25 protein-coding genes are annotated in these 25319 nt (G+C 69.0%); 8 read left to right on the top strand and 17 right to left on the bottom strand.

The window, feature by feature from the left end; all coding sequences use genetic code 11:
• Nucleotides 1-58: 58 nt before the first annotated feature.
• From fxsT to ACFXIV_RS32850, 11 genes are all read right to left on the bottom strand, one after another.
• Nucleotides 59-3100 carry an FxSxx-COOH system tetratricopeptide repeat protein gene (gene fxsT / locus ACFXIV_RS32800; protein WP_379401188.1) on the bottom strand — a complete coding sequence of 1014 codons (3042 nt, stop codon included), beginning with the start codon at nt 3098-3100 and terminating at the stop codon, nt 59-61.
• Between the two features lie 6 nt (nt 3101-3106).
• Complete coding sequence (locus ACFXIV_RS32805) at nt 3107-4345, bottom strand: aKG-HExxH-type peptide beta-hydroxylase (protein ID WP_379401187.1); 1239 nt, start codon at nt 4343-4345, stop codon at nt 3107-3109.
• A gap of 45 nt (nt 4346-4390) precedes the next feature.
• On the bottom strand, nt 4391-6037 hold the full coding sequence (locus ACFXIV_RS32810; RefSeq protein ID WP_379401186.1) for a chloride channel protein: 1647 nt from the start codon (nt 6035-6037) through the stop codon (nt 4391-4393).
• Complete coding sequence (locus tag ACFXIV_RS32815; RefSeq protein ID WP_379401185.1) at nt 6034-8439, bottom strand: SAV_2336 N-terminal domain-related protein; 2406 nt, start codon at nt 8437-8439, stop codon at nt 6034-6036. Before ACFXIV_RS32815 ends, ACFXIV_RS32810 begins: the two co-directional genes overlap by 4 nt.
• A gap of 1 nt (nt 8440) precedes the next feature.
• Nucleotides 8441-9457: an AAA family ATPase gene (locus ACFXIV_RS32820; RefSeq protein WP_379401184.1), complete on the bottom strand. Its 1017-nt coding sequence runs from the start codon at nt 9455-9457 to the stop codon at nt 8441-8443.
• A 10-nt stretch (nt 9458-9467) separates the two neighbouring features.
• Nucleotides 9468-11348, bottom strand: coding sequence for a trypsin-like serine peptidase (locus tag ACFXIV_RS32825; protein ID WP_379401183.1), 1881 nt, complete (start codon nt 11346-11348; stop codon nt 9468-9470).
• A 6-nt stretch (nt 11349-11354) separates the two neighbouring features.
• Nucleotides 11355-11693 (bottom strand): CU044_2847 family protein, encoded by a 339-nt coding sequence (locus ACFXIV_RS32830; RefSeq protein ID WP_379401182.1) that lies wholly within the window; start codon nt 11691-11693, stop codon nt 11355-11357.
• 83 nt (nt 11694-11776) lie between these two features.
• Nucleotides 11777-12670, bottom strand: coding sequence for a phosphatidate cytidylyltransferase (locus ACFXIV_RS32835; RefSeq protein WP_379401220.1), 894 nt, complete (start codon nt 12668-12670; stop codon nt 11777-11779).
• Between the two features lie 90 nt (nt 12671-12760).
• Entirely contained in the window at nt 12761-13318 is a 558-nt protein-coding gene (gene frr / locus ACFXIV_RS32840) for a ribosome recycling factor (protein WP_354837666.1), read from the bottom strand.
• 36 nt (nt 13319-13354) lie between these two features.
• A complete protein-coding gene (gene pyrH, locus ACFXIV_RS32845) occupies nt 13355-14089 on the bottom strand; it encodes a UMP kinase (RefSeq protein ID WP_040859803.1) in 735 nt (244 codons plus the stop codon).
• A 158-nt stretch (nt 14090-14247) separates the two neighbouring features.
• Nucleotides 14248-15120 carry a helix-turn-helix transcriptional regulator gene (locus ACFXIV_RS32850; protein WP_379401180.1) on the bottom strand — a complete coding sequence of 291 codons (873 nt, stop codon included), beginning with the start codon at nt 15118-15120 and terminating at the stop codon, nt 14248-14250.
• 106 nt (nt 15121-15226) lie between these two features.
• Between ACFXIV_RS32850 and ACFXIV_RS32855 the strand changes: the two genes are divergently transcribed.
• The 4 genes from ACFXIV_RS32855 to ACFXIV_RS32870 all read left to right on the top strand — a co-directional run bounded on the left by ACFXIV_RS32855 (nt 15227) and on the right by ACFXIV_RS32870 (nt 17820).
• A complete protein-coding gene (locus ACFXIV_RS32855; protein WP_379401179.1) occupies nt 15227-16111 on the top strand; it encodes an NmrA/HSCARG family protein in 885 nt (294 codons plus the stop codon).
• 10 nt (nt 16112-16121) lie between these two features.
• Nucleotides 16122-16646 carry a cupin domain-containing protein gene (locus ACFXIV_RS32860; RefSeq protein WP_379401178.1) on the top strand — a complete coding sequence of 175 codons (525 nt, stop codon included), beginning with the start codon at nt 16122-16124 and terminating at the stop codon, nt 16644-16646.
• An 84-nt stretch (nt 16647-16730) separates the two neighbouring features.
• Nucleotides 16731-17180 carry a hypothetical protein gene (locus ACFXIV_RS32865; RefSeq protein ID WP_379401177.1) on the top strand — a complete coding sequence of 150 codons (450 nt, stop codon included), beginning with the start codon at nt 16731-16733 and terminating at the stop codon, nt 17178-17180.
• 292 nt (nt 17181-17472) lie between these two features.
• Nucleotides 17473-17820: a hypothetical protein gene (locus tag ACFXIV_RS32870; protein WP_379401176.1), complete on the top strand. Its 348-nt coding sequence runs from the start codon at nt 17473-17475 to the stop codon at nt 17818-17820.
• A 72-nt stretch (nt 17821-17892) separates the two neighbouring features.
• On the opposite strand, the gene tsf is transcribed toward ACFXIV_RS32870, so the two are convergent.
• Both tsf and rpsB read right to left on the bottom strand, forming a co-directional pair.
• Nucleotides 17893-18708: a translation elongation factor Ts gene (gene tsf / locus ACFXIV_RS32875; RefSeq protein WP_379401175.1), complete on the bottom strand. Its 816-nt coding sequence runs from the start codon at nt 18706-18708 to the stop codon at nt 17893-17895.
• A 108-nt stretch (nt 18709-18816) separates the two neighbouring features.
• Entirely contained in the window at nt 18817-19668 is an 852-nt protein-coding gene (gene rpsB / locus ACFXIV_RS32880) for a 30S ribosomal protein S2 (RefSeq protein ID WP_379401174.1), read from the bottom strand.
• Between the two features lie 256 nt (nt 19669-19924).
• On the opposite strand from rpsB, the gene ACFXIV_RS32885 reads away from it, so the two are divergent.
• From ACFXIV_RS32885 to ACFXIV_RS32895, 3 genes are all read left to right on the top strand, one after another.
• Nucleotides 19925-20428, top strand: coding sequence for a GNAT family N-acetyltransferase (locus ACFXIV_RS32885; RefSeq protein WP_379401173.1), 504 nt, complete (start codon nt 19925-19927; stop codon nt 20426-20428).
• 89 nt (nt 20429-20517) lie between these two features.
• On the top strand, nt 20518-21219 hold the full coding sequence (locus tag ACFXIV_RS32890) for a M23 family metallopeptidase (protein ID WP_379401172.1): 702 nt from the start codon (nt 20518-20520) through the stop codon (nt 21217-21219).
• A gap of 2 nt (nt 21220-21221) precedes the next feature.
• On the top strand, nt 21222-21731 hold the full coding sequence (locus tag ACFXIV_RS32895; protein WP_379401171.1) for a DUF1990 family protein: 510 nt from the start codon (nt 21222-21224) through the stop codon (nt 21729-21731).
• An 11-nt stretch (nt 21732-21742) separates the two neighbouring features.
• Here the strand turns inward: ACFXIV_RS32895 and ACFXIV_RS32900 are convergent, their stop codons facing one another.
• Nucleotides 21743-22105 carry a hypothetical protein gene (locus ACFXIV_RS32900; RefSeq protein WP_379401170.1) on the bottom strand — a complete coding sequence of 121 codons (363 nt, stop codon included), beginning with the start codon at nt 22103-22105 and terminating at the stop codon, nt 21743-21745.
• A gap of 287 nt (nt 22106-22392) precedes the next feature.
• Between ACFXIV_RS32900 and ACFXIV_RS32905 the strand changes: the two genes are divergently transcribed.
• The gene (locus ACFXIV_RS32905) at nt 22393-22557 is read left to right on the top strand and encodes a hypothetical protein (RefSeq protein WP_379401169.1); all 165 of its coding nucleotides are present in this window, start codon (nt 22393-22395) and stop codon (nt 22555-22557) included.
• Nucleotides 22558-22723: 166 nt separating this feature from the next.
• On the opposite strand, the gene ACFXIV_RS32910 is transcribed toward ACFXIV_RS32905, so the two are convergent.
• The 3 genes from ACFXIV_RS32910 to ACFXIV_RS32920 all read right to left on the bottom strand — a co-directional run bounded on the left by ACFXIV_RS32910 (nt 22724) and on the right by ACFXIV_RS32920 (nt 25290).
• Nucleotides 22724-23485, bottom strand: coding sequence for a siderophore-interacting protein (locus ACFXIV_RS32910; RefSeq protein ID WP_379401168.1), 762 nt, complete (start codon nt 23483-23485; stop codon nt 22724-22726).
• Nucleotides 23486-23569: 84 nt separating this feature from the next.
• Nucleotides 23570-24361 carry an N-formylglutamate amidohydrolase gene (locus ACFXIV_RS32915; RefSeq protein ID WP_379401167.1) on the bottom strand — a complete coding sequence of 264 codons (792 nt, stop codon included), beginning with the start codon at nt 24359-24361 and terminating at the stop codon, nt 23570-23572.
• 5 nt (nt 24362-24366) lie between these two features.
• Complete coding sequence (locus tag ACFXIV_RS32920; protein WP_379401166.1) at nt 24367-25290, bottom strand: tyrosine recombinase XerC; 924 nt, start codon at nt 25288-25290, stop codon at nt 24367-24369.
• Nucleotides 25291-25319 lie beyond the last annotated feature (29 nt).

The following is a 25319-nucleotide window of genomic DNA, read 5'->3' on the forward strand; positions in this document are numbered from 1 at the left end:
CCATCCCCCGGCGGGCCGACGCCGTCCGGGGGAATCGCGTTCCTCACAGTAAGCGCCGTCACATGGGCGGCGGCTCCACGTCGCAGGCGCCCCGCATCCGGGCGGCGGCCGCCCGCGATTCCGGATGATCGGGGCCGAGGGTGGCCGCGTAGGCCTCCAGGGTGTCCTGTTCCAGGTCGTCAGCGGCCTCGATGCGGCCCTGCGCACGCCAATCCAGGCTGAGGTTGAGCGCGCACTGCAGGGTGTAGGGATGCCAGCCGCCGCGCGCCCGCCGCAGCCGCGCCAGGGTGTCGGCCCCGAGTTCGGCGGCCTCCGCCCGGCGTCCCAGTCCCGCCAGATCCGAGGCCACGTCGGTCTTGGCGGCGAGGGTGTACGGATGATCGGGCCCCAGCCGGTCCAGGAAGATCCGCACCCCTTCCAGATCCGCCTGCAGCGCTTCGTCGTACCGCCCGAGCGCCCGCAGCGCCGCCGCGTGGTTGACCGCGCACGCGGCGGTGTACGGATGATCCGGCCGCACCGTCCGGCAGATCCGGTACGCCTCGGCCGCGTACCGCAGCGCCGCACCGAGATCCCCGGTCATCCGGTAGTCATTGGCGACATTCGTTCGGGCGGCGACGGATTCGGGATGCTCCTCCCCGTACACCTCGACATGGTCGGCCAGCGCCGCGCACTGCATCTCCAGCGCCTGCGCGTACCGCCCGGACTTGCGGTAGGACACGGCGAGGTTCTTGCGAGCCCGCAGGATGTGCTGCTGCCGCGGATTCTCGAACAGTTCGACGAAATCCCGCAGCACCTGCTCCTGCAGCACCACGGACGCCTCGACGTCACCCAGCTCGCGGTGGTTGCGCGCAACATTGTTGACGCAGTGCAACTTCAGGACCGCTTCGGAGGCCAGTAGCGGATCGTTACGGAACCGGTCGTAGTTCGCGACATCGGCGTCCATGGCATCGGCGAAGCGGCCGACCATCCGGTAGGCCACGGCGAGATTGTGCTCGGCACGAATGGTCTCGATATGACTGTCGCCCAGATGATCTCGCGCCCATCGGAACGACTCCTCGTTGACCTCGACCGCTCCGGCCCAGTCCCCCGCCGTGCGCATGCAGGCGGCCAGCAGATCGCTGGACCACACGTGTTCCTCCGGATACCGCTCGCGCTGCCGTTCCACACCGGCCCGGGCCGCCGCCGCCACATCGCGGGCCTCGGCCGAACGGCCCAGCTGCCACAGGGCATTTCCGGTGACGACCCGGATGCGGACCACGCCGATGTGGTCGGGACCCAGCAGCTCCGAGTAGCTTTCCGCGGCCCGCAGGCCGAGCCCCGCGGCGGCGGTCAATTCGCCCTGCACCCCGAGCGCGTCCACCACGTGCTGGATCAGCGCGGGCAGCTGCGCACAGGTGCCCTGCGGATCCGCCACCTGCCGGCAGGTCAGCGCCTCGGAGCAGTCGAGCTGCTGCCACAGCCACAGGTACCGCTGCCAGAGCGCGGGCAGATCCGTGCGCTGCGGGTCGGCATCGCACAGCATGCCGTGCACGACGTGCCGGTTCTCCTCGACGACGGGTGCGCCCAGATAGTCCCGGATGCCGTGCCACGGCACGGCGTGGATCTTCAACGCCTGGCCCCGATCGGTGAACGGATCACGGCAGACGTCGGCCACCGAATCCCGGGTCGCGAGGGTGAGCACGTTCCGGCGGCGATGTTCGGTGATCAGCGCGTCCCGCAGTGGCGCGGGCAGCCTGCGCCCCGGTCGCCGCTCGGTGCCCGGTAGCTGGGAGATCAACAGCGCCAACGGGATCGGCTGCCCCTCCTGGAACGCGGTGAGCAATTGCAGCAGCCGGCCGGCGGCCCATTCGTCACTGCCCACCGGGGATTCGATCAGCGGTTGCACCACGCCGCCGAAGATCAGCGCCGCCTGCCGGTACAACCCATCCGCCAGCAACGGGAACGGTTTGTCGGCCACCGAGCGCACGAAGGTCTCGTCGATGACGTCGGCGCCGCCCGCCCCGCGGTGCGCGAGCGCGTTCAGCAGCACCGGGCTGCCGTCGACGGCCGCGCTCAATCCCTTGGCCAGATCGTCCGGGAGCGCCCGGACGTGCCGCTGCAGGAAGTCGATGCCCTCCTGCTCCGAGAAGCGCGGCACCGTGATCGGCTGCGGCTCATCCCAATCGCGGGCCTTCGACGTCAGCAGCACATGGCCGGGACCGTCCCACGGGATCACCTCGGACAGGCGTGCGGGCTTGCGCGGCAAGGGAAACCGCTCGCCAGCGGCCCGGTACCGGTCCGGCGTCACATTGTCGTAGATGATCAGGTAGCGCTTGCTTAGGGTGCGCAGCGCCTGCACCACATCCAGGTGCAGGGTCTCCCGCGGCAGCGAGTCCGGCAGGCCGAGCGGCTCGGCCAGCTTGCCCAGCTCGGCGCGCAGCACCGCGCCGTTCTCACCGGGGATCCAGGCGATCAGATCGTATTGCGACCGAAAGCGGTGCACGTACGCGGCGGCCAGCCAGGTCTTGCCGCTGCCGGGCCGGCCGGTCAGCACCACGACGTTCTCGGCGTCCAGCCGGGCGCGGATGTCCTCCATCTCCTGCTCGCGGCCGAAGAACCAATCCGCCTGGTACTGGGGCATGGTCATGGATTGATACCCGGGGTACATCTGCTCCCGGGGGTAGCGCACCTGCAATCGGCCGGCCTGCCGCAGCGTCTCCGGCACGGTGGCGGACGCCGTGTGGCCGAGCGCGTTCAGGACTCGCGCCCGCGCCTGCTGCGCACTGGGCAGCACGCGGAGGTTGACCACCGGTATGCGGTCCGCGTCGGCGGGCACGTCGGCGGCGCCGACCAGGACGGCGAGCACGCCCGCCCGATCGGCAAGCCGCGCCCAATCCTGCTGCGAGAACCCGGCCGCCCGGACGAAGTTCACGCTGACCACCAGCACCACCGTGCCGGCCGGCTCGGCGGGATCGGTCCCGTTCAGCCGCCGGGTGCGGACATCGAGGCCGACGCCCGCGCACACCTGCTGAATCCACAGCCCCCAGACCGCGTCCTCGGGCGCATGCACAACCACGATCGGCTGGTCGGCCGGAATCGGTTGCGGCGGAATCGATGCCAAGGGTCTCTACTCCGTTCGCCGGTTCGTGGCCGCGGTGCGGCCGTCGTGAAGTGCGGTGTGTCGCATGAGCTGGACGAAGCGGTGACCGGTCGGGGTCAACCGATCCGAGTGCAGCAGGGTGTCGCAGGCGTCGAGGGTCTGCTCACGCACCAGGACGCCGTCGACGTGGTAGCCCTCGGGCCGGGACGCCCGCGCATGCAGTCGCGCCACCGCCAGATGCGCATAGATGCCGTGCAGCACAGCGCTGGCCGGCCGCGGCTCCCGCCGCCACGGCGAGGGCAGGTCGGCCGCGCCCTCGACGGCGATGAGTGGCACGACCTCCATCAGCGCGCACAGCTTCGAGTGCTGGAATTCGTGCAGCAGTGCGGTCGCGGCGGCCAGCTCGTCCGGCGGCCGCACCATGGCGGCCGCGCCGAAGGAGTCGGCCAGCGTGGAGCTGACGAAGCTGGACGCGCCCTGCGACCGCGGCATGATCGCCCGCATGCCCCGGCACAGCGGTCCGGCCAGCTCGGGCACGGTCTGCCAGAGCAGCTTCAGCGCGGGTTCGAACAATCGCTGCCAGCCGTCGAATTCGGATTCCGGGCAGGGCTGCCAGCGACGCCGCGGATCAGCGGGCGCGAGGTCCGGCCAGGCGGCGGGTGTCGGCGGCAGGTCGTCGAACTCCACGGTGACCACACCGTCCGGGAGGCGAGCGGCCAACCGCCGCACCGACATCCACGGCTGTCCGATCTCGGGTGGCGTCGTCGAACCGGTGGAACGCACCCGGGCCGGGTCCGCGGCCGGGCCGGTCCAGCAGCCCAGTCCCGGCACCACGACGGTGTCCCCGCTCGCCGGCAACCACAGGTCGAACGGCGTCCCCGTCCGGATCGCGGCCGCCGCGGCGAACGAGGCCAGGTGTGCGGCGGGCACCGCATCGGCGACCCCGTCCGCCCCGTCGGCCGCGAGCGCCGCGGCGCACACCGCGGCCCAGGCCCCGAATCGCGGGTGCTGCAGGGTATCCCGCACCGCGTCGGGGTGCTTGCGCTGTATCTCGGCCAGTAGCTCGAATGCGGTGCGCACAGAGTCATCGGACACGGGTGCGCGGACGATGGCGGCCAGGAAGGCCAGGTTCCGGCTGAGCCGGGATCGCTGCAGCAGGCCCAGGGTGCCCGGCTCGTCGGACAGCCGTGCCAGGGCGTCGATCTGATCCGCCGGTACCGTCAGGGTCGCCAGCTGCTCTGTGCCGCAGCTCAATCGGGACCTCATGACCCGATCCGCCGCGCAGTCATGCGCCACCCGCGCTGCGCTCCTTCATGCGCCACCCGCGCTGTGCCCGGCGAAGATGATCCCGGCGGATGCCCTGCGCGCCAGGGCGATCCGCAGTGCCTGCCCGATATCCGGCCGATCGGAACGAGCCAGCACATCCAGCGAAATATCGGACAAATCGGGAACACCACGCGCCGTCTCAGGCTCCATCGCACATCCTCCCCCGGGCGGATCCGACCGTTTCCGGTGTCGCGACCAGACCCCACCGAACATGCGATCCGCCCACCTTCTGTTGACACCGGCGGCTGATTTCAACATAACCGAAACCTCCAATTGCCGGTAGCGCCTTGGAAATTGAGCATTCAACTGACTCGGGAACAGCGTGGCGCCGCCCGCGCACCGGTAGGCCACGGCGACAGCGATGAGCATGCCGAGGGGCGGCAGCAGGTTTCCGCTCGCCTCGGTGGCGAGGAAGAGCGCGGCCCAGGGCGCGCGCACCGCGGGACCGAGGGTGGCCGCCAGACCGGTCAGGGCGAACAGCGCGACCGGGCCCGGGTGCGCGCCGGCGGCCACCGCGAGCCGCCAGCACAGCGCCCCGGCCGAGGCGCCGATCACCATCGCCGGTCCGAAGACGCCGCCCACGCCGCCCCACTGCAACGTCACGGCGGTGGCGGCAATCTTGACCAGCGGCAGAATCGCCAAGACCCCCAGGGGAATTGCCGCGACCCGGACCTCCGACAGTTCGGCGGCCACCGAGCCGTAGCCGGTCCCGAGGGTCATGGGAACAACGATGCCAACGGCACCCACTGCGGCGCCGCCCACGGCTGCGGCAACTACCGGCCACCGGCGCAGCGGAGCCAGCACCCGCCCGGTGCTCCCGAAGGTCCACACGTACACATGGGCCAGCAGGCCGCAGCTCAGCCCGGTGGCTGCCAGCAAGGCCAGGGAGGTCCAGCTCCCGACACCGCCGAGTTGCGCGGCACCGAACAAAGGCCGATAACCGTACACCGAGACGAAGACACCGAAGGCGATGAAGGCAGCGGGAATCGCGACAATCAGTGCCGTCCAATCGATTCCGCGCCTGCGCAACAGTTCCCCGGCCAGCAGAGCGCCCCCGATCGGCGCCTGGAACAGCGCGGCGACACCCGCCCCCATCGCGGCCGCCACGAGCAGCCCGCTCTCCCCCTCCGATAATCGCAGCCGCCGCGCCACCACCGCCGCCAGCGATGCCGACACCTGCACCACCGGCCCCTCGGTCCCGCCGGACCCGCCCGCGCCCAGCGTGACGGTGGTCCCGGCCAGCTTCACCACCGCGCCACGGGTATCCAGACCGGCCAGATCCCGCCCGTTGATCGCGGCGATCACGCCATCGGTGCCATTGACCGGGGTCCGGTCGGTGCGATCGACCGAGGTTCCGTTGCACCGCGAAAACAGCACGGCCAGCACCATTCCGGCCGCGACCATGACGGGCAGCAGAGCCACGCGGCGGTCATGGGCGAGGACCTGCGTCGGCTCCCACAGCCCACCCTCGACAGGATGCAACGCGAGGACCGCGCCCAGCAGCCGCGGGGTGGCGAATTCCAGCGCGCCGCGCAGCGCGACCGCGCCGAGCCCGGCCGCCACCGCCACCATCAGCAGCGCCGCGACGCGAATGCCCCAGCGTGATCGCCGTCGGGTGCCGACCTCCGTCATCGACCGCTGGACTCCGCTTCCGGCGGTGCCAGTTCCAGCAGTGCCCGCACTGCCGACAGTGCCGATCCGGGCTCGGCCGGCGAGTCCATCAGGCCCGGCAGGGCCGCCCGCACAATCCCGGCCAGCCGGTACATCAAGGTGGTTTCCAACCGCCCGGTAGCCGCGCCCGACTCCACCCGCCGCACGAATTCGCGCGCCGCCTCGTTCAGTTCGGTGCCGGCATTCGTCAATTCTGGTGCGGCATAACGGAAGTCTTCGAGCAGCTGCTCCGCCACCGTGCTGTCCGGATACGCGGACAACACCACGACGTCCAGTCGTGCGCGCGCCAGTTTGAGCAACAGCACCGGCCCACGCGACTCGTCGACGCCCTCGACGGCCGCCCGGTATCGATCGATCGCCTCCCATGCGTACAGCGGTTCGGCGGCCACCTCGCAGCGCAGCACCAGGGCGTCACCGAGTTGTTCGGAAACCTGGACACCGAGCCGGCCGTACGGGTCCACGGCCTCCGCCACGATGCGGAGCACCCGGGTGGAATCGATCAGAAAGTCCACCCCGCCGACCGCGGAATACCGCCGGAACAGCAACCCGCCGAGTTCGGCCACGAATTCCGGATCGTCCTCCGCGTCGGGCATTTCGGTGAGCGCGGTTTTCGCCACCGCGATCGCCTCGTCCAGGTCCGAGGTGTCGCCGAAACGCTCCCAGCGGACACGCAAGAGCATTGTCATGCTGTGCAGCACCGTGATTCGCGGCGGATAACCCATCGGGACCGAGGCCAGCGCGTACCGGCAGCGGGTAAGCACGAGATCCGGATCATCCAGCGCGACCGTCGCCACGGCATCACTGAGCACCGCGTCATAGCGGCGGCGGTCGTCCTCGTCGGGCGGTTCGCTGGGCGGATCGGGAAAGCTCGGGGCAATGCGCCGCAGGGTTTCCGGTGACAGATAGGCGAAAGGCGCACCACCGCCGGAGGACGGCTCGGAAACGGTGGCCCGGAAGACTTTTCCGGGCACGTCGTAATGCGTCTCGATGAATTGCGAGACGGCATTCAGCACCCCGGTCGCCTCGCTGCGCGGCAGGGCGTCCCGCAGGATGGCCGCGACCTCCTGCCGGAAGACGAACACCCGGCTGTCCTCGGGAATGGTGTAGGGCGGCGCGGAGGTCTCGGTGGCCTCCTCGATCAGGCCGCCCGCCAGCACCTCGGCCAGCACGCTCGCTCGGGTGCCGGGCAGCACCGCCCGCTGCACCAGCCGCATGATCGGCAGCAGCAGCGGCACCTGCGCCAGGCTGGCGGCCAGGCGGAAGGCGTCCGGTGAGGAGGCCGAACGGAAGCGGCGCACCCGTTCGAGCGGACGATCCCCGAGTTCAGCGTTCTGCCGGGCGGCGAGCGTGTGCGAGCGGTCCGGGTCGCTCACCGGGCGGCTCAGCAGCGGGAAACCGGCGGCCCGGCGGCGGCCGGTCAGCAGGTCGGTCCAGGGCGCGATCCAGCCCGGGGTCATCTCCAGCACCGGGACGGGCATCGGGCCGGAACCCGCCGGCGCGACCACGCGCAGCGGCGAGGGACAGTTGGGGATCACCGCAGTTATTCGGCCCTGCTCCCAGTTCAGACCGGTCCTACTCCAGATGCTGCTGGGCAGCGGCTGGATGACCGCCACCGGGGACACCTTGGCCAGCTGCTGCAGTTCGGCAGCGGCCGTGCCCCACTGCCACGCGTCACCCAGGCAGGCGCTGAAGACCATGATCACCCGGCTGCCCGAGGCATCGTAGAGCTCCGACAGCGCCCGGTCCGCGGGTTCCCGTGCGCCCGTGGCCAATCGGAGCGCGCCCGCCGCGTCCTCGTCCAGATACCAGACCCGCACCTGGCGAAAACCGACCTTCTCCACCATCTCTCGCACCGCGCGGGCCAGGCCGCCCCAGGCGACCATGGACGGATGCCGGTCGAACACCAGCGCGGCCTCGCGCCGGCGCACCAGCGCCGGGCGGGTGACCGGCCAGGCCACGCCCGTGCTCGCGCTGCGCTGCACCGTCGCGTCCTCGTCGAACTCGCGCTGGTCGGGATCCGGGATTCGTTGTCCGAGTGGGCGGAATTCGCTCAGCAGCCGCAGTTCCGAATCCAGCGGTGCGGGTGCGGAGACCTCGATCTCCGCGCGGAAGGGCCAGCCGTAGGTGCGGCCGGGTGTCGCGGCAGGCGCGGCCCGGGGCGCCACCGGCAGGTCCGGCGGTGATAGGGCCGAAATCGGCGAAATGGGCTCGAACTCAGGCACTTCGGCCGCCGGCGGTAGCGGCGGTGTCGTGGCCGCGGGCCGATCCTCGATGTGCTTGGCGAGCCAGAGCGCTTCGGCGACCTGGTCGGGGTCCATCTCCAACCCGCGCAGAGCCTCCAGCAGTTCGGACAGGCTTCCCACCTCAGCCCCCGCTCTCCGTCGGCTGCATCAGACGCTCCGCCAGCCGTTTCCGTCCCTCCTGGTTCAGATCGTCGCCGGCGGCCCGGGTGAGAACATGCAGAGCGATCAAAAGCCGATCGGTCGGTAGTGTTCCCAGATCATCCCGTCGTCTGATGAAAGTCTCGATAATCTCGTCATATTCCCGCACCACCGAGTCTCCCAGATGCGCGGCGACCACGCGCTCCAATTGCGCGCGTTCGGGTTTCGCCAACTGGAGTTGCAGGCAGCGACGCAGGAAGGCGGGCGGGAATTCGCGCTCCCCATTGCTCGTCAAGATCACGATCGGGAATGCGTTGCACTGCACGAAACCCTCGGAAATCGAGACTTGTTCCCGGCCCTCGTGGGTGAAAACGTCAACTGTCTCGCGCTGCGCCCGAATTCGGCGCAATTCGTCGATCTGGTACTCGCCGTTCTCGAAGACGTGCAGCAGGTCGTTGGGCAGATCGACATCGGCCTTGTCGATTTCGTCGATCAGCAGCACCCGCGGCCGCCGGTACGGCAGCAGCGCGGTGCCCAGCGGTCCGAGCGTGATGTAGTCGGCCAGCTCCACCCGCCCCGCGTCCGGCAGCTGCGCCTCCTCGAAGCGCCGCAGGGCATCGTAGTGGTAGAGCCCCTCGCGCAGCGTGCTGCGGCTGGTGATCGGCCAGGTCAGCACCGGCCCCAGCGCCAGCTCGCGGGCGATGAGATAGGCCAGCGAGGATTTCCCCAATCCCGGTGCGCCCGTGACCAGCAACGGTCTGCGGCACAGCAGCGCGGCGTTGATGACATCCAGATCGTCGGGCCGCAACTGGTGCGCGCCGATGTCGCCCGCGCCGAGCTTGCGCCGGATCTGGTCGGGCTGATCCGCCCGCTCCCGGGGCGGCGGCACCAGCGGCGCGCCGGTGAAGGTGCGCGCCAGCATGGGCGGCGGCACGGCGTCCCAGCCGTCGGGCCGCGGCTCCCCCGAACCATGGAACACATGCCAATTGGATGCTGTCATCCCCACTCCCTCATGCCATCCGCGGACCCGCCAGCGGCGGCCGGCGACGGCTCTCCCCCGGCTTGTCGAACAGGAAAACGATCTTGCGCCAGAACTGATCTCGCTGGGCCGAGGGCTGCGGCCGGCGCTGTTCGCGCCACACCGCGGCGTGCCAGTCCGCCGGCGGTTCGCTCTGCAGCCACGCGGTCAGCTTCGCGTGGAATCGGAACCCGCCGCACGGCGCGCCCCCCACCGGGTGATCGGGGCAGCGTTCGGTGCGCCAGACCGTCACCGGCAGGGCGTTGCTCCGGGACGCCTCCAGGGCGTGCACGGTCGGCGGTTCGGTGATCGCGAGACTGTCGTGCGGCGCCAGATCGTCCTCGTCGTAGACGAACAGCTCCTGCAGCAGACCCAGATCCTGGGCGCGCGGGTCGGCACAGCAGATCCAGACCACCCCGTCGGACGCCTGCCGCAGCAGCCGCCGATAACGCTCCTCGACTTCGACGATCTTCTCGTCGTCCTTTTCCCAGGTACTGCTGCGGCGCAATCGCATCACGTATTTGCTGAACGGACGCGCATCCGGGCGCCGCCATTCATACAGGGGTTCCTCGGTGAGAAATTCGTCGGGCAGCGCGACGACGATTTCGACCCCGTGCGTCGCTGCCCGGGTTTTGCTCAACTGGCGATCGAGCGCCGACTTCAATTCCTGTTTGACCAGATCGAATTCGCCGGGCTCATCGGATTGTGCGTCCTCGATCTGCAGGATTTCCTGGTCGTCGAATCTCTGGTGCACCTCGTAGCGAAAGGATGCGGGCCGCCCCTCGACCTTCGGCTCTTCGCTGGGCTGAATCACGCCGAAAAGCGTTGTGCGCACCGCGGCCTCGGGCAGCTGCGCCACCAGATACTGTTCCAGCGCCTCGAGTGCCGCGGGCGTGAGTATGCGCCCCTTGATGCGCTGCAGTCCCTCGAGAACGGCCTTGTCGAGTCCCGGCAGCAGCCGGGAAACCAGGATGCAGAAGCGGGCCAGGGCCTCATTGGGCCGCGGGAACTCGGTCCCCAGAAATTCGACCAGATCGCGCAGTGTCGCAAGGCGATTCACCTCACGCGGCCGGACGAAGTCGCGGAAGAGGTGGCTGACCAACTCCTCGGGGGCCAGCCGGCCGGGGCCCGCCGGAATCTGCGCGAGCAGGCCGTGCAGATCGATCATCCAGCGGCGCAGTGCGGCGGAACGACCGGACAACCGGTCCGACCACAGCTGATTCGCGCTGTGATACCGGTCGTGCGAGGTGATGATCTCCTGATAGAGCTCCGGTGGGCACAGCCGCCGCAGGCCGTCCAGCAGCAGGGCCACCGCGCCGCCCTGGGGTGCGTTGTAGTTCTCGCTCCCCTTCACCAACCCGAACACCCCGCCGTGCCGGACCGACCACACCGGTCCGCCCGACATGCCCTGGATCACCGCACGAGTCCCGTCGATGGTGCAGAACTTCGGCGGATGCGGTTCCCGCACAACGCAATCGCGATAGTTCTCGACGAAGTCCGCGACATAGCCCGGGTTGTAGGCGCAGATGAGCAGCTTGTCCCCGGGCTCCGGCACCGGTTCGGCCATGAGCACGCAGGGGACTGCCCGCACCGCGTCGGGCTCGAGGATGCGCAGCACCGCGATATCGTCGAAGTCCCACCGAGTGCTGTCCTGTGGTGCCGGGTGGGCGACCACGACCTCGGCCGCGCAGGTCCCACCGGTGAAGCGGAGCTCGACCCGCGCACCCTCGGTGCGAGCCACATGCGCGGCGGTGATCGCGAAGCCGGGAGCCACCCGGAACGCCGTGCCGAGCGACTTCCCATCCCGCCGCCGCGGCACCGGAACCACCTCGGCGGTCGCGCCTTTCAGCAGTTCGGCTGTGTCATCTGGCACCCGGCATCACCCTGCCGCCTGGTCCCCCGCATCGCGCGCATCCAGCTCCCAGTCGAGCTTGATCTTCACCGACGCCTTCGCACCGCCGGAGGCCAGCACGGCCATCACACCGTGGGCATCGACGGACAGCTCCAGCCCGAATTCGACCGAGACCTTGTCGGCCCGCAGACCGGAAACGCTCTGGCGCACCGAGGCGGCCACACCCTTGACGGTGTCACCGAACTTCTCGAGTTTGAAGTAGTCGCCGAGGCCGGCGTCACCACCGGCCTGGTCGTCCTCATCGGAGATGACCCGGGCATGGATGACCGTGCCGTCGGGCAGTTCGATCTGCTTGATGTCGCCCATGGTCGCCCCCCTGTCACCGCTGCCGCGTCAGCGCCCCTGCATTGAACCACCGAAACATTCTGAGCAGCAACCGTTTCAACGCGTCAGAGCAGCGCGGTGAGTACCAGCCAGGCCACGAAGGCCGACGGCAGCATGGAATCCAGGCGATCCATGATCCCGCCGTGGCCGGGCAGCAGCGTGCCCATGTCCTTGATGCCGAGCTCCCGCTTGACCTGCGATTCGATCAGGTCCCCGCTGGTCGCCACCAGCACCAGGCCCACGCCGAGCAGCACGCCGATCATCGAGTTCGCCTGCAGCAGCAGCGTCACCGTGAGCAGGCCGCCGATCACGCAGAACACCAGCGATCCGCCGAAGCCCTCCCAGGACTTCTTCGGGCTGATGTGCGGCACCATCGGGTGCTTGCCGAACAGCACACCGGCCACATAGCCGCCCACGTCCGAGCAGACCACCAGGATCATGAAGGTGAGCACCCGCAGGTTGCCCTCGTCCTCCTGCAGCATCAGCACCGCGAAGGCCGCCAGCAGCGGAATCCAGGCCAGCACGAACACCGCGATGGCGGTGTCGCGCAGGTAGTTTCGCGGCGTGGCCCGCAGGCCGTGGTCGAACAGCCGCCACACCATGATCGTCAGCGCGGTCGCGCCGAAGGCGCCCAGCACCCCCTGCGGCCCGGACGGCCAGGCCAGCCACACCACCGCCTGCCCGCCGACCAGCAGCGGAATCCGGGGCACCAGCACATCGGCCTCGCGCAGCCGCTTGGCCACCTCCCAGGTGGCCACCGCGATCGCCACCGCGATCACGCCGATCAGCACCTTGGGCGCCCACAGCAGAATCGCGATGAGGGACAACCCCAGCCCGAATCCGACCGCCAGCGCCGCCGGCAGGTTGCGACCCGCCTTCGACGCCGGCGGCTTCCCCTCGTCATTCCCCGGCCCTGCCGACTCCACGCCCGCCGGCGGTGCGCCGGCGTCCTCCGGCATCTCGCCGGTGGCGGCAGTCTCTTCGGCCACGATTGTCCCGTCGCTCACTTGTCGTCCGTTCGTCCCTGCCCCCGGCCGGCGTCGGCCGTCCTAGACCTCGAGCAGCTCAGCTTCCTTGTGCTTCACCAGTTCGTCGACGTGTGCGACGTACTTCTGCGTGGTCTTGTCGAGTTCCTTCTCGGCGCGGCCGACCTCGTCCTCGCCCGCCTCGCCGTCCTTCTGGATGCGGCCGAGCTCGTCCATCGCCTTGCGGCGGACATTGCGGATCGAGATCTTGGCGTCCTCGCCCTTGGACTTGGCCTGCTTGACCATTTCCCGCCGGCGCTCCTCGGTGAGCTGCGGGACGTTGACGCGAATGATGTCGCCATTGTTGGTCGGGTTCACCCCGAGGTCCGAGTTGCGGATCGCGGTCTCGATCGGCTGCAGCTGGGACTGCTCGTAGGGCTTGATGACGAGCATGCGCGGCTCGGGCACCGTGATGGAGGCCATCTGGGTGATCGGCGTCGGCGAACCGTAGTAGTCGACCACCACTCGCGAGAACATGCCGGGATTCGCGCGCCCGGTCCGAATGGAGCCCAGATCGTCCTTCACTACCGAGACGGCCTTCTCCATTTTTTCCTCGGCGTCGAAGAGCGCTTCTTCAATCACGGCGATTCCTCCACTGCGTCATCGTTCTTGTCTCGGTCATGACCGGACCAGCGTGCCGATCTTCTCACCGGCGACCGCACGGGCGATATTTCCCTTGGTCAACAGATTGAACACCAGCATGGGCATCTGGTTGTCCATACACAGGCTGAAAGCGGTGGCATCGGCGACCTTCAGGCCGCGTTCCAACGCCTCCTTGTGGGTGATCTCGGTGAACATGGTGGCGTCGGGGTCCTCCCGCGGATCAGCGGTGAAGACGCCGTCCACGGCCTTGGCCATCAGGACCACCTCGGCGCCGATCTCCAGCGCGCGCTGGGCGGCGGTGGTGTCGGTGGAGAAGTAGGGCATGCCCATGCCCGCGCCGAAGATCACGACGCGGCCCTTCTCCAGGTGCCGCTTGGCCCGCAGCGGCAGGTACGGTTCGGCGACCTGCCCCATGGTGATGGCGGTCTGCACCCGGGTGTCGATGCCCTGCTTCTGCAGGAAGTCCTGCAGCGCAAGGGAATTCATGACGGTACCGAGCATGCCCATGTAGTCCGAGCGGGCCCGCTCCATGCCGCGCTCCTCGAGCTCGGCGCCGCGGAAGAAGTTGCCGCCGCCGATGACGACCGCCACCTGGACACCGGTCTCGACGACCTCGGCGATCTGCTCCGCGACCGCCTGCACCACATCGGGATCGAGACCCACCCGACCACCGCCGAACATCTCGCCACCGAGCTTGAGGAGCACTCGGCGGTATCCCTTGCGATCGGGGGCGGTATCCGGGTCCGTCATCGGTCTCCTTGTCTCGGCGGTCGAGCGTGCGCACGCACGTGAAAAGACCATCCCGGCCGACGAGTTGCACGGGACGGCTTGAAAGCTCCATCCATCCTGCCTCACGACCGGTGGCGAGCGTGACCCGACCCTCGATACGGCCTACCGATTCGTAACTTTTACCCGATTTGCCCGGCCGCCAGGACCGCGGCTATTCGCCCGGCGGCGACCGGCGTGGCGGGCGCCTGCACCACCATCAGCAGGTTCGGGTACTCGACCGGGCGCAATTGGAATACTTCGAGTTCGATCGGCCCGGCCCGCGGATGGCGCACGGTAATGGTGGCGGGCCGGAATCGGCGCACCGGATACTCCGACCACCAGCGACGGAAGTCCGGGCTCACAACGGACAATTCCGACACCAAGGCGGCCAGCCGGGGATCGTCGGGGCGACGGCCGACGGCATCGCGCACCTGACTGACCAGAGCGCGCGCCGCACGCTCCCAATGGGCCATGCGCATGCGGTTCGCGTTCTCGGTGAACATCATCCAGAGCAGATTGCGGCGTTCCGGCGGCAGGGCGAGGGGATCGTCGCGGACCAGTACATAGGCCCGATTCCAGACCAGATAGTCGAATCCGGCGTCGTACACGCTGGCCGGACTGGGCATGACCGCGTCCACCAGGCGCTGCAGCCGAGACCGGTCGGCCTCGGGCTCGGCGTCCTCCGGCTCCGCGAGACCGGCCAGAAACCGCAGGTGACGATGCTGATCGGGATCCAGCCGGAGGGTGCGGGCCAGGGCGTCGATGACCTGCCGGCTGGCCGCCACCTCGCGCCCCTGCTCCAGCCACGTGTACCAGGTCACCCCCACCCCCGACAGTTCGGCGACCTCCTCCCGCCGCAATCCGGGCGTGCGCCGCCGCGCGGGATCGCCGTACGGCACCAGGCCCACGTCCCCCGGCTGCAACCGCGCCCGCTGCGCCCGCAGGAACTCGCCCAGCTGCGCGTGCCGGGCGGAGACGTGATGCGAGCCGGAAGTGCCTTTGCCACTTACCATTCGGCCGTCCCCCTGTACAGAGACCTGCCTAGCATTATCGCCACCAGGACAGGCGCGCACGCGGCTTCCTACCGTCGAATCGAGATCGACGCGACGGGAGCTGGAGATGAGCGCGGACAACGGACCGGTACTGGTGATCGGAGCAACCGGGCGGCAAGGCAGCGCCACCGCCACCGCACTACTGGAGCGGGGCCGGCCGGTCCGGGCCTTCGTCCGGAATCCGGACACACCGCAGGCCCGCCGGCTGCGAGACGCGGGGGCCGAGCTCACCGTCGGCGACCTGGACGACGAGGAATCGCTGCGGACGGCCATGGACGGCGCACACGGCGTGTTCCTCATGCTGACCATGATGGACGGCGTCCACATCAGCCTGGCCGCCGTCGCTGACGAGGAGCGGCGCGGGAAAGCGGTGGCGGACCTGGCCGCCAAAGCCGGTGTCGCGCACCTGGTCTACAGCTCGCTGCACGGGGTCGGAGCGGGCTCCGGCATCGAGTACTACGACGCCAAGGAGCACATCGAGGACCACATCCGCGCCCTCGGACTGCCCGCGACCGTGCTGCGGCCGGTGTCGTTCATGGACAATTTCGCCACCTACAACCGGCCGGCCCGCGACGGAGACCACCTGGTCCTCGCCCTGCCGGTCCCGTCGGACCTGCCCATGCCGCTCATCGCCATCCGCGATATCGGCCGCTTCGCCGCCCTGGCCTTCGACCGCCCCGTCGAGTTCCTGGGCCGCACCCTGACCCTCGCCGGCGACAGCCCGACGCCCACGCAGATCGCCGAAACCCTCGCGCGCGCAGCCGGATTGCTCCCGCGGACCGTCCAGGTCCCCGTCGAACAGATCCGCGCATTCGACGAGCAGGTGGGAAAGATGTTCGCCTTCTTCAACTCCCGCCCCGCCCCGGCCATCGACGTGCCCGCCCTGCGCGCGGCCCTCCCCGACCTGATGACCCTCGACGCCTGGCTGACCGCCACCGACTGGACCCTCTGAGGAGCACACCATGACCGACGGACTACTGGCCGCCGACGGCCTGCTGCTGCCACCCGGCGTGGGTGAGCAGGTGCAGCCCACCATGACGCTCAAGGTCGGGGCCGACCACTCCGATGCCTGGTCCGCCTTCGAGGCCGAGGTTCCGCCCGGTTTCGACGTCGGCGCGCACTGGCACGGGCACGCTGAGGAGATCTTCTACATCGTCGACGGCGAACTGGACCTGCTGGCCTTCCACCCCGAGGCCGAGGCCGTGGGCGACTGGCTCACCTGGCAGGCCGCCGACGGCACGCCCGTCTACCGCGGCGGTCCGGGCAGCTTCATGTACGTGCCCGCCGGCTGCCCCCACGCCTTCCACAATCCCGGAACCACCACCGCCAGAATGCTTTTCATGGTCACGCCGGCCGGGCACGAAAAGTACCTCGCCGAGCTGAGCGACCTGCTACTGTCCGGTTCGGCAACCACGGAGGCTATCTCCGAGCTACGTCTGAAGCACGACATCCACCAGCTGACGGCACTACAGAACCGACCCACCTGACGCCCGGCCCCGGGAAGCATTGCCCAAGGAACAGGGGGCGCTCAATCCTGTTTCAAATGAAGCTGTTTCACATATCTTCGGCGCGTGGACACCAAGACCCGCACGGTCGGGACCGGACTGGCAGCCCTCGCCCTCGCAGCGACCCTCGCGACCGCCGCGGGCCCGGCCGCGGCCGACATCCCCCTCGAGCCCCCCTCGTCCTCCAGCCCGTCCGCCATCGCCGACTCCTCCACCGGCAGCGGCAATTTCAATCCCGTGACCGGAAGCGGCCAGAAGGAGAACGGAACCAGCGGCGGAACCAGTTCCGGTTCGGCCTCCGGCTCGGCGACCGGAAGCCAGCAGCTCGTCAATCCCTTCAGTTCCGCACCGATGGGCAACAGCACCGTCGCGGAGACGATCCTGAAAGCCCTGGACTACGTCCCGTGCACGAGCCTGTCCAACCCCCACACGAACAGCGTTCTCGCCAGCACGGTCGCGCTGCTGATGAGCCTGACGACCGGGACCTGGTATATGGGCGCGGGGTGCGCGTCGTGATCAGAAACCACACTGCCCGAACAGGATTCGCGGCTCTCGCACTCGCGATGGGCGTCATCGGCTGCGCGGGCAGGTCTCGTCCGAGGTACCCCGCACGCCCGCCGAACCGGCACCGACAGCGGGAGCAGCAGCCCGACTCTCCCCTCCGGCAGCAGCAATTTCCTCGGTTATCTCGGGGAACTGCTCGCTCCGCCATCGTGGGACCCCTGCCACGGACTCTGCGGCTGAACCGGATTCCGTTCCCGGCGCAGTAGGGCATTCAGAATCACATTCAGAATCACAAGGAGAAATCGTGAACACACGCAACGTCGCCATCCGGGCCGGACTGGCCACCCTCGCAATCGCCGGGGCCATCGCCGCCGCGGGCCCCGCCACAGCCGACATCACCCTCGAGCCGGCCGCGCCCCCGAGCACCTCCGATATCGCGGGTACCTCGAGTGGCAGCGGGGTGACCGGCAGCCAGCAGTTGATCTATCCCTTCAGCTCCGCCCCGGTCGGCACCGGGACCCTGGCAGAGCTGCTCCTCTCCGCCTCGGGCTACAGCCTTCCGTGCGGTCAGGGCAGCAGCGGGCTGGGGCAGCTGGGATTGCTGCTGATCAACGGCTCCTCCGGCGGCGGCTGGGGGAACTGCGCCAGGTAGCGCGGCGATACGAGAAGGCCCCTCGCTCATCGGAAACCGATGGGCGAGGGGCCTTTTCGATGCTTCAGGCGATTACGCCTGGCCGACCTCGAAGCGGACGAAGCGGGTGATGGTGACACCGGCGTCGTCCAGCTGCTGCTTGACGGTCTTCTTGGAGTCGGTGACCGACGCCTGCTCCAGCAGGACGACGTCCTTGTAGAAGCCGTTGACGCGACCCTCGACGATCTTCGGCAGGGCGGCCTCCGGCTTGCCCTCCTCCTTGGCGGTCGCCTCGGCGATCTCGCGCTCCTTGGCGACGAGCTCGGCCGGGACGTCCTCGCGGGTCAGGTACTTGGCCTTGAGGGCCGCGACCTGCATGCCGGCCGCACGGGCGGCGTCGGCGTCGGTGCCGGTGTACTCGACCAGAACGCCGACGGCGGGCGGCAGGTCGGTGGCGCGCTTGTGCAGGTAGACGGTGGTGGTGCCGTCGAAGGTGGCGACGCGGCGCAGCTCGAGCTTCTCGCCGATCTTGGCGGCCAGCTCCTGCAGCACCTGGTCGGCGGTCTTGCCGTCGACCTCAACGGCCTTCAGGGCGTCCAGGTCGGCCGGGCGAGCCTTCGCGGCGGCAGCCACGATGGCGTTCGCGACGTCCTGGAACTCCTGGTTCTTGGCCACGAAGTCGGTCTCGGAGTTGATCTCGATCAAGACGCCGTCCTGCGCGACGACCAGGCCCTCGGCGGTGGCGCGCTCGGCGCGCTTGCCGACATCCTTGGCGCCCTTGATACGCAGGAACTCGACGGCCTTGTCGAAGTCGCCCGCGTTCTCCTCGAGCGCCTTCTTGCAGTCCATCATGCCGGAGCCGGTGAGCTCGCGGAGCCGCTTCACATCGGCGGCGGTGTAGTTCGCCATCTCGGGCGAGCCTCCCTTTGTGAGTGAAAGTCTGTGGGGGTCACACCTTGCCGACCGTCATGGAACATGAGCGGTCGGCAAGGTGAACAGATGCCTCGCGGCTGGAAATCAGAAGTCGGCCGGGCTCTTGGGGGCCGGCTCTTCCTTCAGCTCGGCCTCGGCCGCGGTCTCCGGTTCGGCGGCCGGGGTGGCCTGAGCCAGCAGCTCCTGCTCCCACTCGGCGAGCGGCTCGCCGGCGCCGGCCTCGGGCTTCGCATCGCCGGTGGCACGCGCGGCACGAGCCTGCACGCCCTCGGCGACGGCGGAGGCGACGACCTTGGTCAGCAGCGCGGCCGAGCGGATCGCGTCGTCGTTGCCCGGGATCGGGTAGTCGACCAGGTCCGGGTCGCAGTTGGTGTCCAGGATCGCGATGACCGGGATGTTCAGCTTGCGAGCCTCACCGACGGCGATGTGCTCCTTGTTGGTGTCGACAACCCAGATGGCCGAGGGAACCTTGGCCATGTCCCGGATGCCGCCCAGGGTGCGCTCCAGCTTGTTCTTCTCACGCGTCAGCATGAGGATTTCCTTCTTGGTGCGACCCTCGAAACCGCCGGTCTGCTCCATCGACTCCAGCTCCTTCAGGCGCTGCAGCCGCTTGTGGACGGTCGAGAAGTTGGTGAGCATGCCGCCCAGCCAGCGCTGGTTCACGTAGGGCATGCCGACGCGGGTCGCCTCGGAGGCGATCGACTCCTGGGCCTGCTTCTTGGTGCCGACGAAGAGAACGGTGCCGCCGTGGGCCACGGTCTCCTTGACGAACTCGTAGGCCTTGTCGATGTAGGTCAGCGTCTGCTGCAGGTCGATGATGTAGATGCCGTTGCGGTCGGTGAAGATGAACCGCTTCATCTTCGGGTTCCACCGGCGGGTCTGGTGACCGAAGTGCGCGCCGCTATCGAGCAGCTGCTTCATTGTTACGACAGCCATGGCTCCGTAACTTCCTCTCGTTGCTGGTTGACACAGGAATCGGCGATCCCTGCCCTGGCGCTCACGGCCACCGGAACCCTCCGAAAACGAATCAGGGGGACCAGCCGGCGACACTCACTGTGGGCGCGCGAAGTCGGTCTGCGTTAACGCAAACCGCTGGATCAGTTTACGCAGCAGAGGCGTCAGACCGAAATCGGGCCCGAGGGGTGTGCGTTACTCGGTGCGCAATCGCAGGTCAGCGGCCTACGGTGGGGCAATGCTGCAAACCGGGCGACTGGCGCTCACACCGGTGTGCGCGAGCGATCGCGACGAACTCGTGGCGCTGTGGCATGACCCGCTCGTCCGCGAATTCCTCTTCGACGGCGAAATGCTCTCCGTCGATGAGGTCACCCGGATCATCACGAATTCCGAAAATAGTTTCGCCACCGTGAATTTCGGGCTCTGGGCGCTCCGAGAAAGGAACGGCGGGTCACTGCTCGGCACCGCTGGATTGCGTGGACTCGGCGGCGGCCCCGACCTGGAGATCGTCTACAGCCTGACCCCGGCCCGCTGGGGCCGCGGCCTGGCAGTTGAGGCCGCAGCCGCGGTCCTGGACTACGCCTTCGACACGCTCGGGCTGGATCGAGTCCTCGCCGAAATCGACGAAGGCAACACCGCCTCACGAGCCGTTGTCGAGCGCCTGGGAATGCGTCCCTACGAAACCGTCCAGGGCGTACTCGGCCCGATGATCCACTACGCCCTGACCCGACCCAGCAACTGACATTCACGCTGTCCACAACCGGTCGTGTCATCCACACTCGCCGCGCACCCTCTCGCCCACCGCCCCCACCACGGCGCAGGCTGATTCCCATGCCCGAAACACCGCCTCCCACCCAGCACGCCGACGTCTCAGCAGTACCGTCCATGACGGCTTCGAATGCCACCGGCGCGGGCGTTTCCCCCGGACTGCACACCAGATTTCGGCTCGCATCGCGTGGGCATGGTCCATACGGCACGGTCGTCCGGGTCGTGGCCGGAGCGTGCGCGACGAGCTTGATCGGGCTGTGCGCCGCCATGCCTGCTGCCGGCGGTTCACCTGCGCCCGTCGGCGATTTCGACTGGCCGCTGCGGCCGCGGCCAGGGGTCGTGCGCGCCTTCGACAAGCCCGAACACGATTGGCTGCCGGGGCATCGGGGGGTGGATTTGGCGGGCGATCGGGGGCAGGTGGTGCTCGCGGCCGGGGACGGCATCGTCGTCTTCGCGGGAATCGTGGCCGACAAACCGGTTGTCTCCATCGACCATCCCGGCGGGCTCCGAACGACCTACGAGCCCGTCTCCGCGGCAATTCCCGTGGGCCGCAGGCTGACTCGCGGCACACCGATCGGGATGCTGGAGGCCGGACACCCACCTTGCTCTCCATGCCTGCACTGGGGTGCGCGGCGGGACGGCGAATACCTCGATCCGCTCGGGCTGCTCCACCGCACTCCGATCCGGCTCAAGCCCCTCACCGGCGACATTCCGGGCCGTCCCGGCCGGATGGACGTGAACTTCGAAACCGAGCGAGGATGGTGACCATGTCGCAGAAACCCGCGCCCTTCACCTACTCCGATGTCGGCGCGACCGCGGCTGAATTTCCGCCGGGCTACGACACCTTCCGGCTACGCAGGCACATCGGTTCGGGCCGAGCGCTGTTCGAGCAGGCGGCCGAACACATTCTCGGGTACGGGATGCAGCGCGGTACCGGGATCTTCCAGAACGCGACCACGCCGGTAGCCGAGCCGGGAACCGAGCTGACCGTGCGGCTCGGGCTGGGGCCGATCGGCGTGAGTGCGCCGTGCCGGGTCGTCTACGTCCTCGACGAGCCGGATCGGCGCGGTTTCGCCTATGGGACGCTCCCCGGCCACCCCGAGAGCGGTGAGGAGTTGTTCTGCGTCGAATACGACCCCGCCGACGGCTCGGTCCACGGGCTCATTGCCGCGTTCTCGAAACCGGGCGCCTGGTACACCCGGCTCGGCGGCCCGATCGTGCGACTCATCCAACGCTGGTTCGCACACCGCTACATCGGAACCATCCGGCCACGCTGAAGCGCACGGCCTCAGCCATCCGCGAGGTGAGCCGAGAGGGCAGCGGCCTCGGCGCGCAGCAAGGCGGCACGGTCCGCCCCACCGGAGAGCGCATCGTATTCCCCTGCGGCAGTGAGACGGTCGTCGATCTCAGCGCGCACGATACCGGCGATATCGGATTCACTGAGGTCCCGGCGGGCACGTTCAGCCGCGCCCAGCCCCACAGCACTGGACTCGATGGCCCCGGCACGAACATCGGAACCGTCCACAGCTTCAGCATTGTCGATAGCGCCCAGCGCCGAACGAAGCGCCGCGGTGGCATTGCGATCGCGAGCCTTCATCGCCACGGGCAGCGCGGCGCGCAGACGTTCACGCAGTGAGGATGGGTTCGTCATGATCATCGACGCTACCCGCTACGGTTTCGGGTATGGCGCTGCGGTGGTGGGGCGTCCGGGACCGAAACACATTGTCCGAGGGGGCGCCTGGCACGGCGGGGACACATGCACCTGGAGGCGATCCTCACACCACAGCCCCGCCACTCGGTCCAGCAACCACACCTCGACCAACTCGAATACGTGCTGACGCCGTAATCACCGGCCGCACCTACGATTTCGTCTCGGAAACCCGGCTACGACTGCCCCAGCACGGTCCACTCGCCGAGGCCGAAACCCCGCTCATGTGGATGACCGTGCCCGGAATGTACGGCGGCTTCAGCATCAAGCTGTCCCAGCCGGGCGCGACACCGGAACTGACAGTCGAAAGCTGGTGCCGAGTCGTCGGCGGATCTGGGCAGCTGCATGTGGTCCGCCCCAACAGATTCGACCTCGTCGACATGGGATTCGTCTGACCCATCCCGCAGCGAGCCGCGCGTCGTCGTGCTGTGCGCCTTGCGACAGCGGCATTGTTGATCTCGGTTATGTGCTGCGGGGAACGCTGGGGATGTGCCCGAGGAGCCCGCCGCAAATGCATGCGGCGGGCCGCAGGGGACACCCGAGCCGGGAGGAGTGGATCGGCTAAAGGGCTGCGGGGGTGGCCTTTTCGCGTTCGGCGAGTTCGGACTTCCAGCGGCGGAAGCCCTCCTCGGTGCGGCCGCGCCGCCAGTAACCGGAGATGGATGCCCAGTCGGCGGGGACGCCGCGGTCCTTGCGGATGTAGGGGCGGAGGTCGTGCATGACGGCCTGTGCTTCACCGTGGATGAAGACGTGCACCTGGCCGTCACGCCAGGGGGCGGAGTGGACGGCGGTGGCGAGGCGCACTCCCGGTTCGTTTTCGCCGCGGTGAATCCAGGTCAGCTCCACGCCCTCCGGGTGTGCGAAGGCGAGCTCGTCGGCGGGATCCGCGACCTCCACGAATACTTGCCCGACCGCGTCGGCGGGCAGCGACTCGCAGGCCGCGGCAATGGCGGGGAGTGCGGATTCGTCGCCGGCCAGCAGATGCCAGTCGGCGTCGGAACGCGGGGCGTAGGCGCCGCCCGGGCCCATCAGGTCGATGGTGTCGCCCGGCTGGGCGGCGGCGGCCCACGGTCCGGCGACGCCCTCGTCGCCGTGGTAGACGAAGTCGATGGCGAGCTCCTGCGCCGCGCGATCCACCCCGCGCACGGTGTAGGTGCGCACAGTGTCGCCGTCGGCACCGGGGAAGACCAGTTTGACGTAGGCGTCGGTGCGGTCGTTGGGCTGGAAGGACGCGAAGCCGGGGCCGCCCAGCCGGACGCGGATCAGGTGATCGGTCAGTCGGATCGTGTTCTGGACCACCAGCGTGATGCGTGTGCGTGCCAAAGGACACCTCCATAATTAGGATTACCTAAGTGACGCTAGCATGAATTCCGATAGGTCGTCGATAGTATTTCGATAGGCCGTCGGTCACCGGATATCGGCAATGAGCGCGGCCAGTGCGGCGGCCAGGCGATCGATTCCGGGACCGGGCGGGCCGGCGGGTTCGGACAGGTACAGGTCGCGGCGGATCTCCACCATCAGCGCGGTGACGCGGGGTTCGGTGCCGTAGAAGTCCAGCGGCACATAGGTTCCCGCGAACGGGCTGTTGACGCCGACGCCACCGAAGTCCACGAAGGCCCCCGCCGCATGGGTGAGCAGTTCGGGCGGCGTGTGAAAGGCATTCGCGCCCAGGCAGATCGGCGGACGTGGTGCGTCGCCGTGCAGCTCATAGGGCAGGGGCCGAGCCGGGTAGGAGTGGACGTCGATGATCACCGCACGGCCGGTCGCCGACAGCCGATCGGCGACCAGATCCGTCATGGCCTGCGCATAGGGGTAGAAATAGCGGTCCAGCAAAGGTGCGGGATCGAAATCGCCCGCCCGCAACGGCATCCGGTCCGTGGTGGCGGTGTACACCGCGCCCATGCCGACCGCGAGCATCTCCTCGCGCTCGTCCGGGAAACGCTCCGGATCGACGACCAGCCGGGACAGCCGGTTCACGAATTGCCATGGCCGGGTGGGCGACAGGCGCGCGGCCGCGCCGGCCAGCCGCGCGGTATGGGCGTCGGTGATGGCGTCGAGCTCACGGTCGAGCGCCGCGTCATCGAGCAGCAGCTCCGCGCGGACAGCGGCGGGAATCGTGCGGGCGGAGTGCGGAACATGCAGCACCACAGGCGAATCGGCAGCACCAGGCAGCAGTTCGGCCGAGTCGGGGATTCGCATGCCGATCAGGCGCGCGGGTGGGCTTGGTCGTGCACCTTCTTGAGCCGATCGATCGACACGTGGGTGTACAGCTGTGTGGTGGCCATGCTGGCGTGACCCAAAATCTCCTGCACCACCCGCAAATCGGCCCCGCCCTCGAGCAGATGGGTCGCGGCGGTATGACGGAAACCGTGCGGGCCCATATCTGGTGCACCCGGAATGGCGGAAACCACCTCGTGCACAACCGTTCTGGCCTGCCGCTGGTCGATCCGGCGCCCCCGCCGGCCCAACAGCAGCGCACGCCCCGACTCCGGGGTGGCGAAGGCGGCCCGGCCGAACCGCAGCCAGCCGTCCAGTGCCTGCTCGGCGGGCACGCCGAACGGCACCGCCCGCTCCTTGTTCCCCTTGCCCAGCACGCGCACCAGCCGCCGTTCCCGATCCACATCCTCGATGTCGAGCCCGCACAGCTCGCTCACCCGGACCCCGGTCGCGTACAGCATCTCGACAATCAGCCGATCCCGCAAGGCCATCGGATCATGCTGCGCCGCACCTGATTCCGCCGCCGCCATGGCCGCCTGCGCCTGCTCGCGCCCCAGCACCGACGGCAGCACCCGATGCGCCCGCGCCGACCCCAGCCGCGGCCCCGGATCCACCGCCAGCCGCCCCGTGTGTGTCAGCCAGGCCGTGAACGTCCGAGCCGACGAGGCCCGCCGCGCCATGGTGGTCCGCGCCGCGCCCGCCGCCGCCTGCGCCGCCAGCCACGACCGCAGCAACGCCAGATCCACCTCCCCCACACCGGAATCCACCGCCCGCCCCAGCAAATGCTCCAGCAACCCGCGCGCATCGCCCACATACGCCCGCGCCGTATGCTCCGACCGATTCCGCCCCAACCGCAAGTGCCGCCCGTACTCGGCCAGCAATGCTTCCAAATCCTCGGGCAGCTCACTCATCCGTCCACGCTGACCCGAATCCCGTCACA

Source organism: Nocardia sp. NPDC059236 (assembly GCF_042754085.1).
Lineage (GTDB): Bacteria > Actinomycetota > Actinomycetes > Mycobacteriales > Mycobacteriaceae > Nocardia.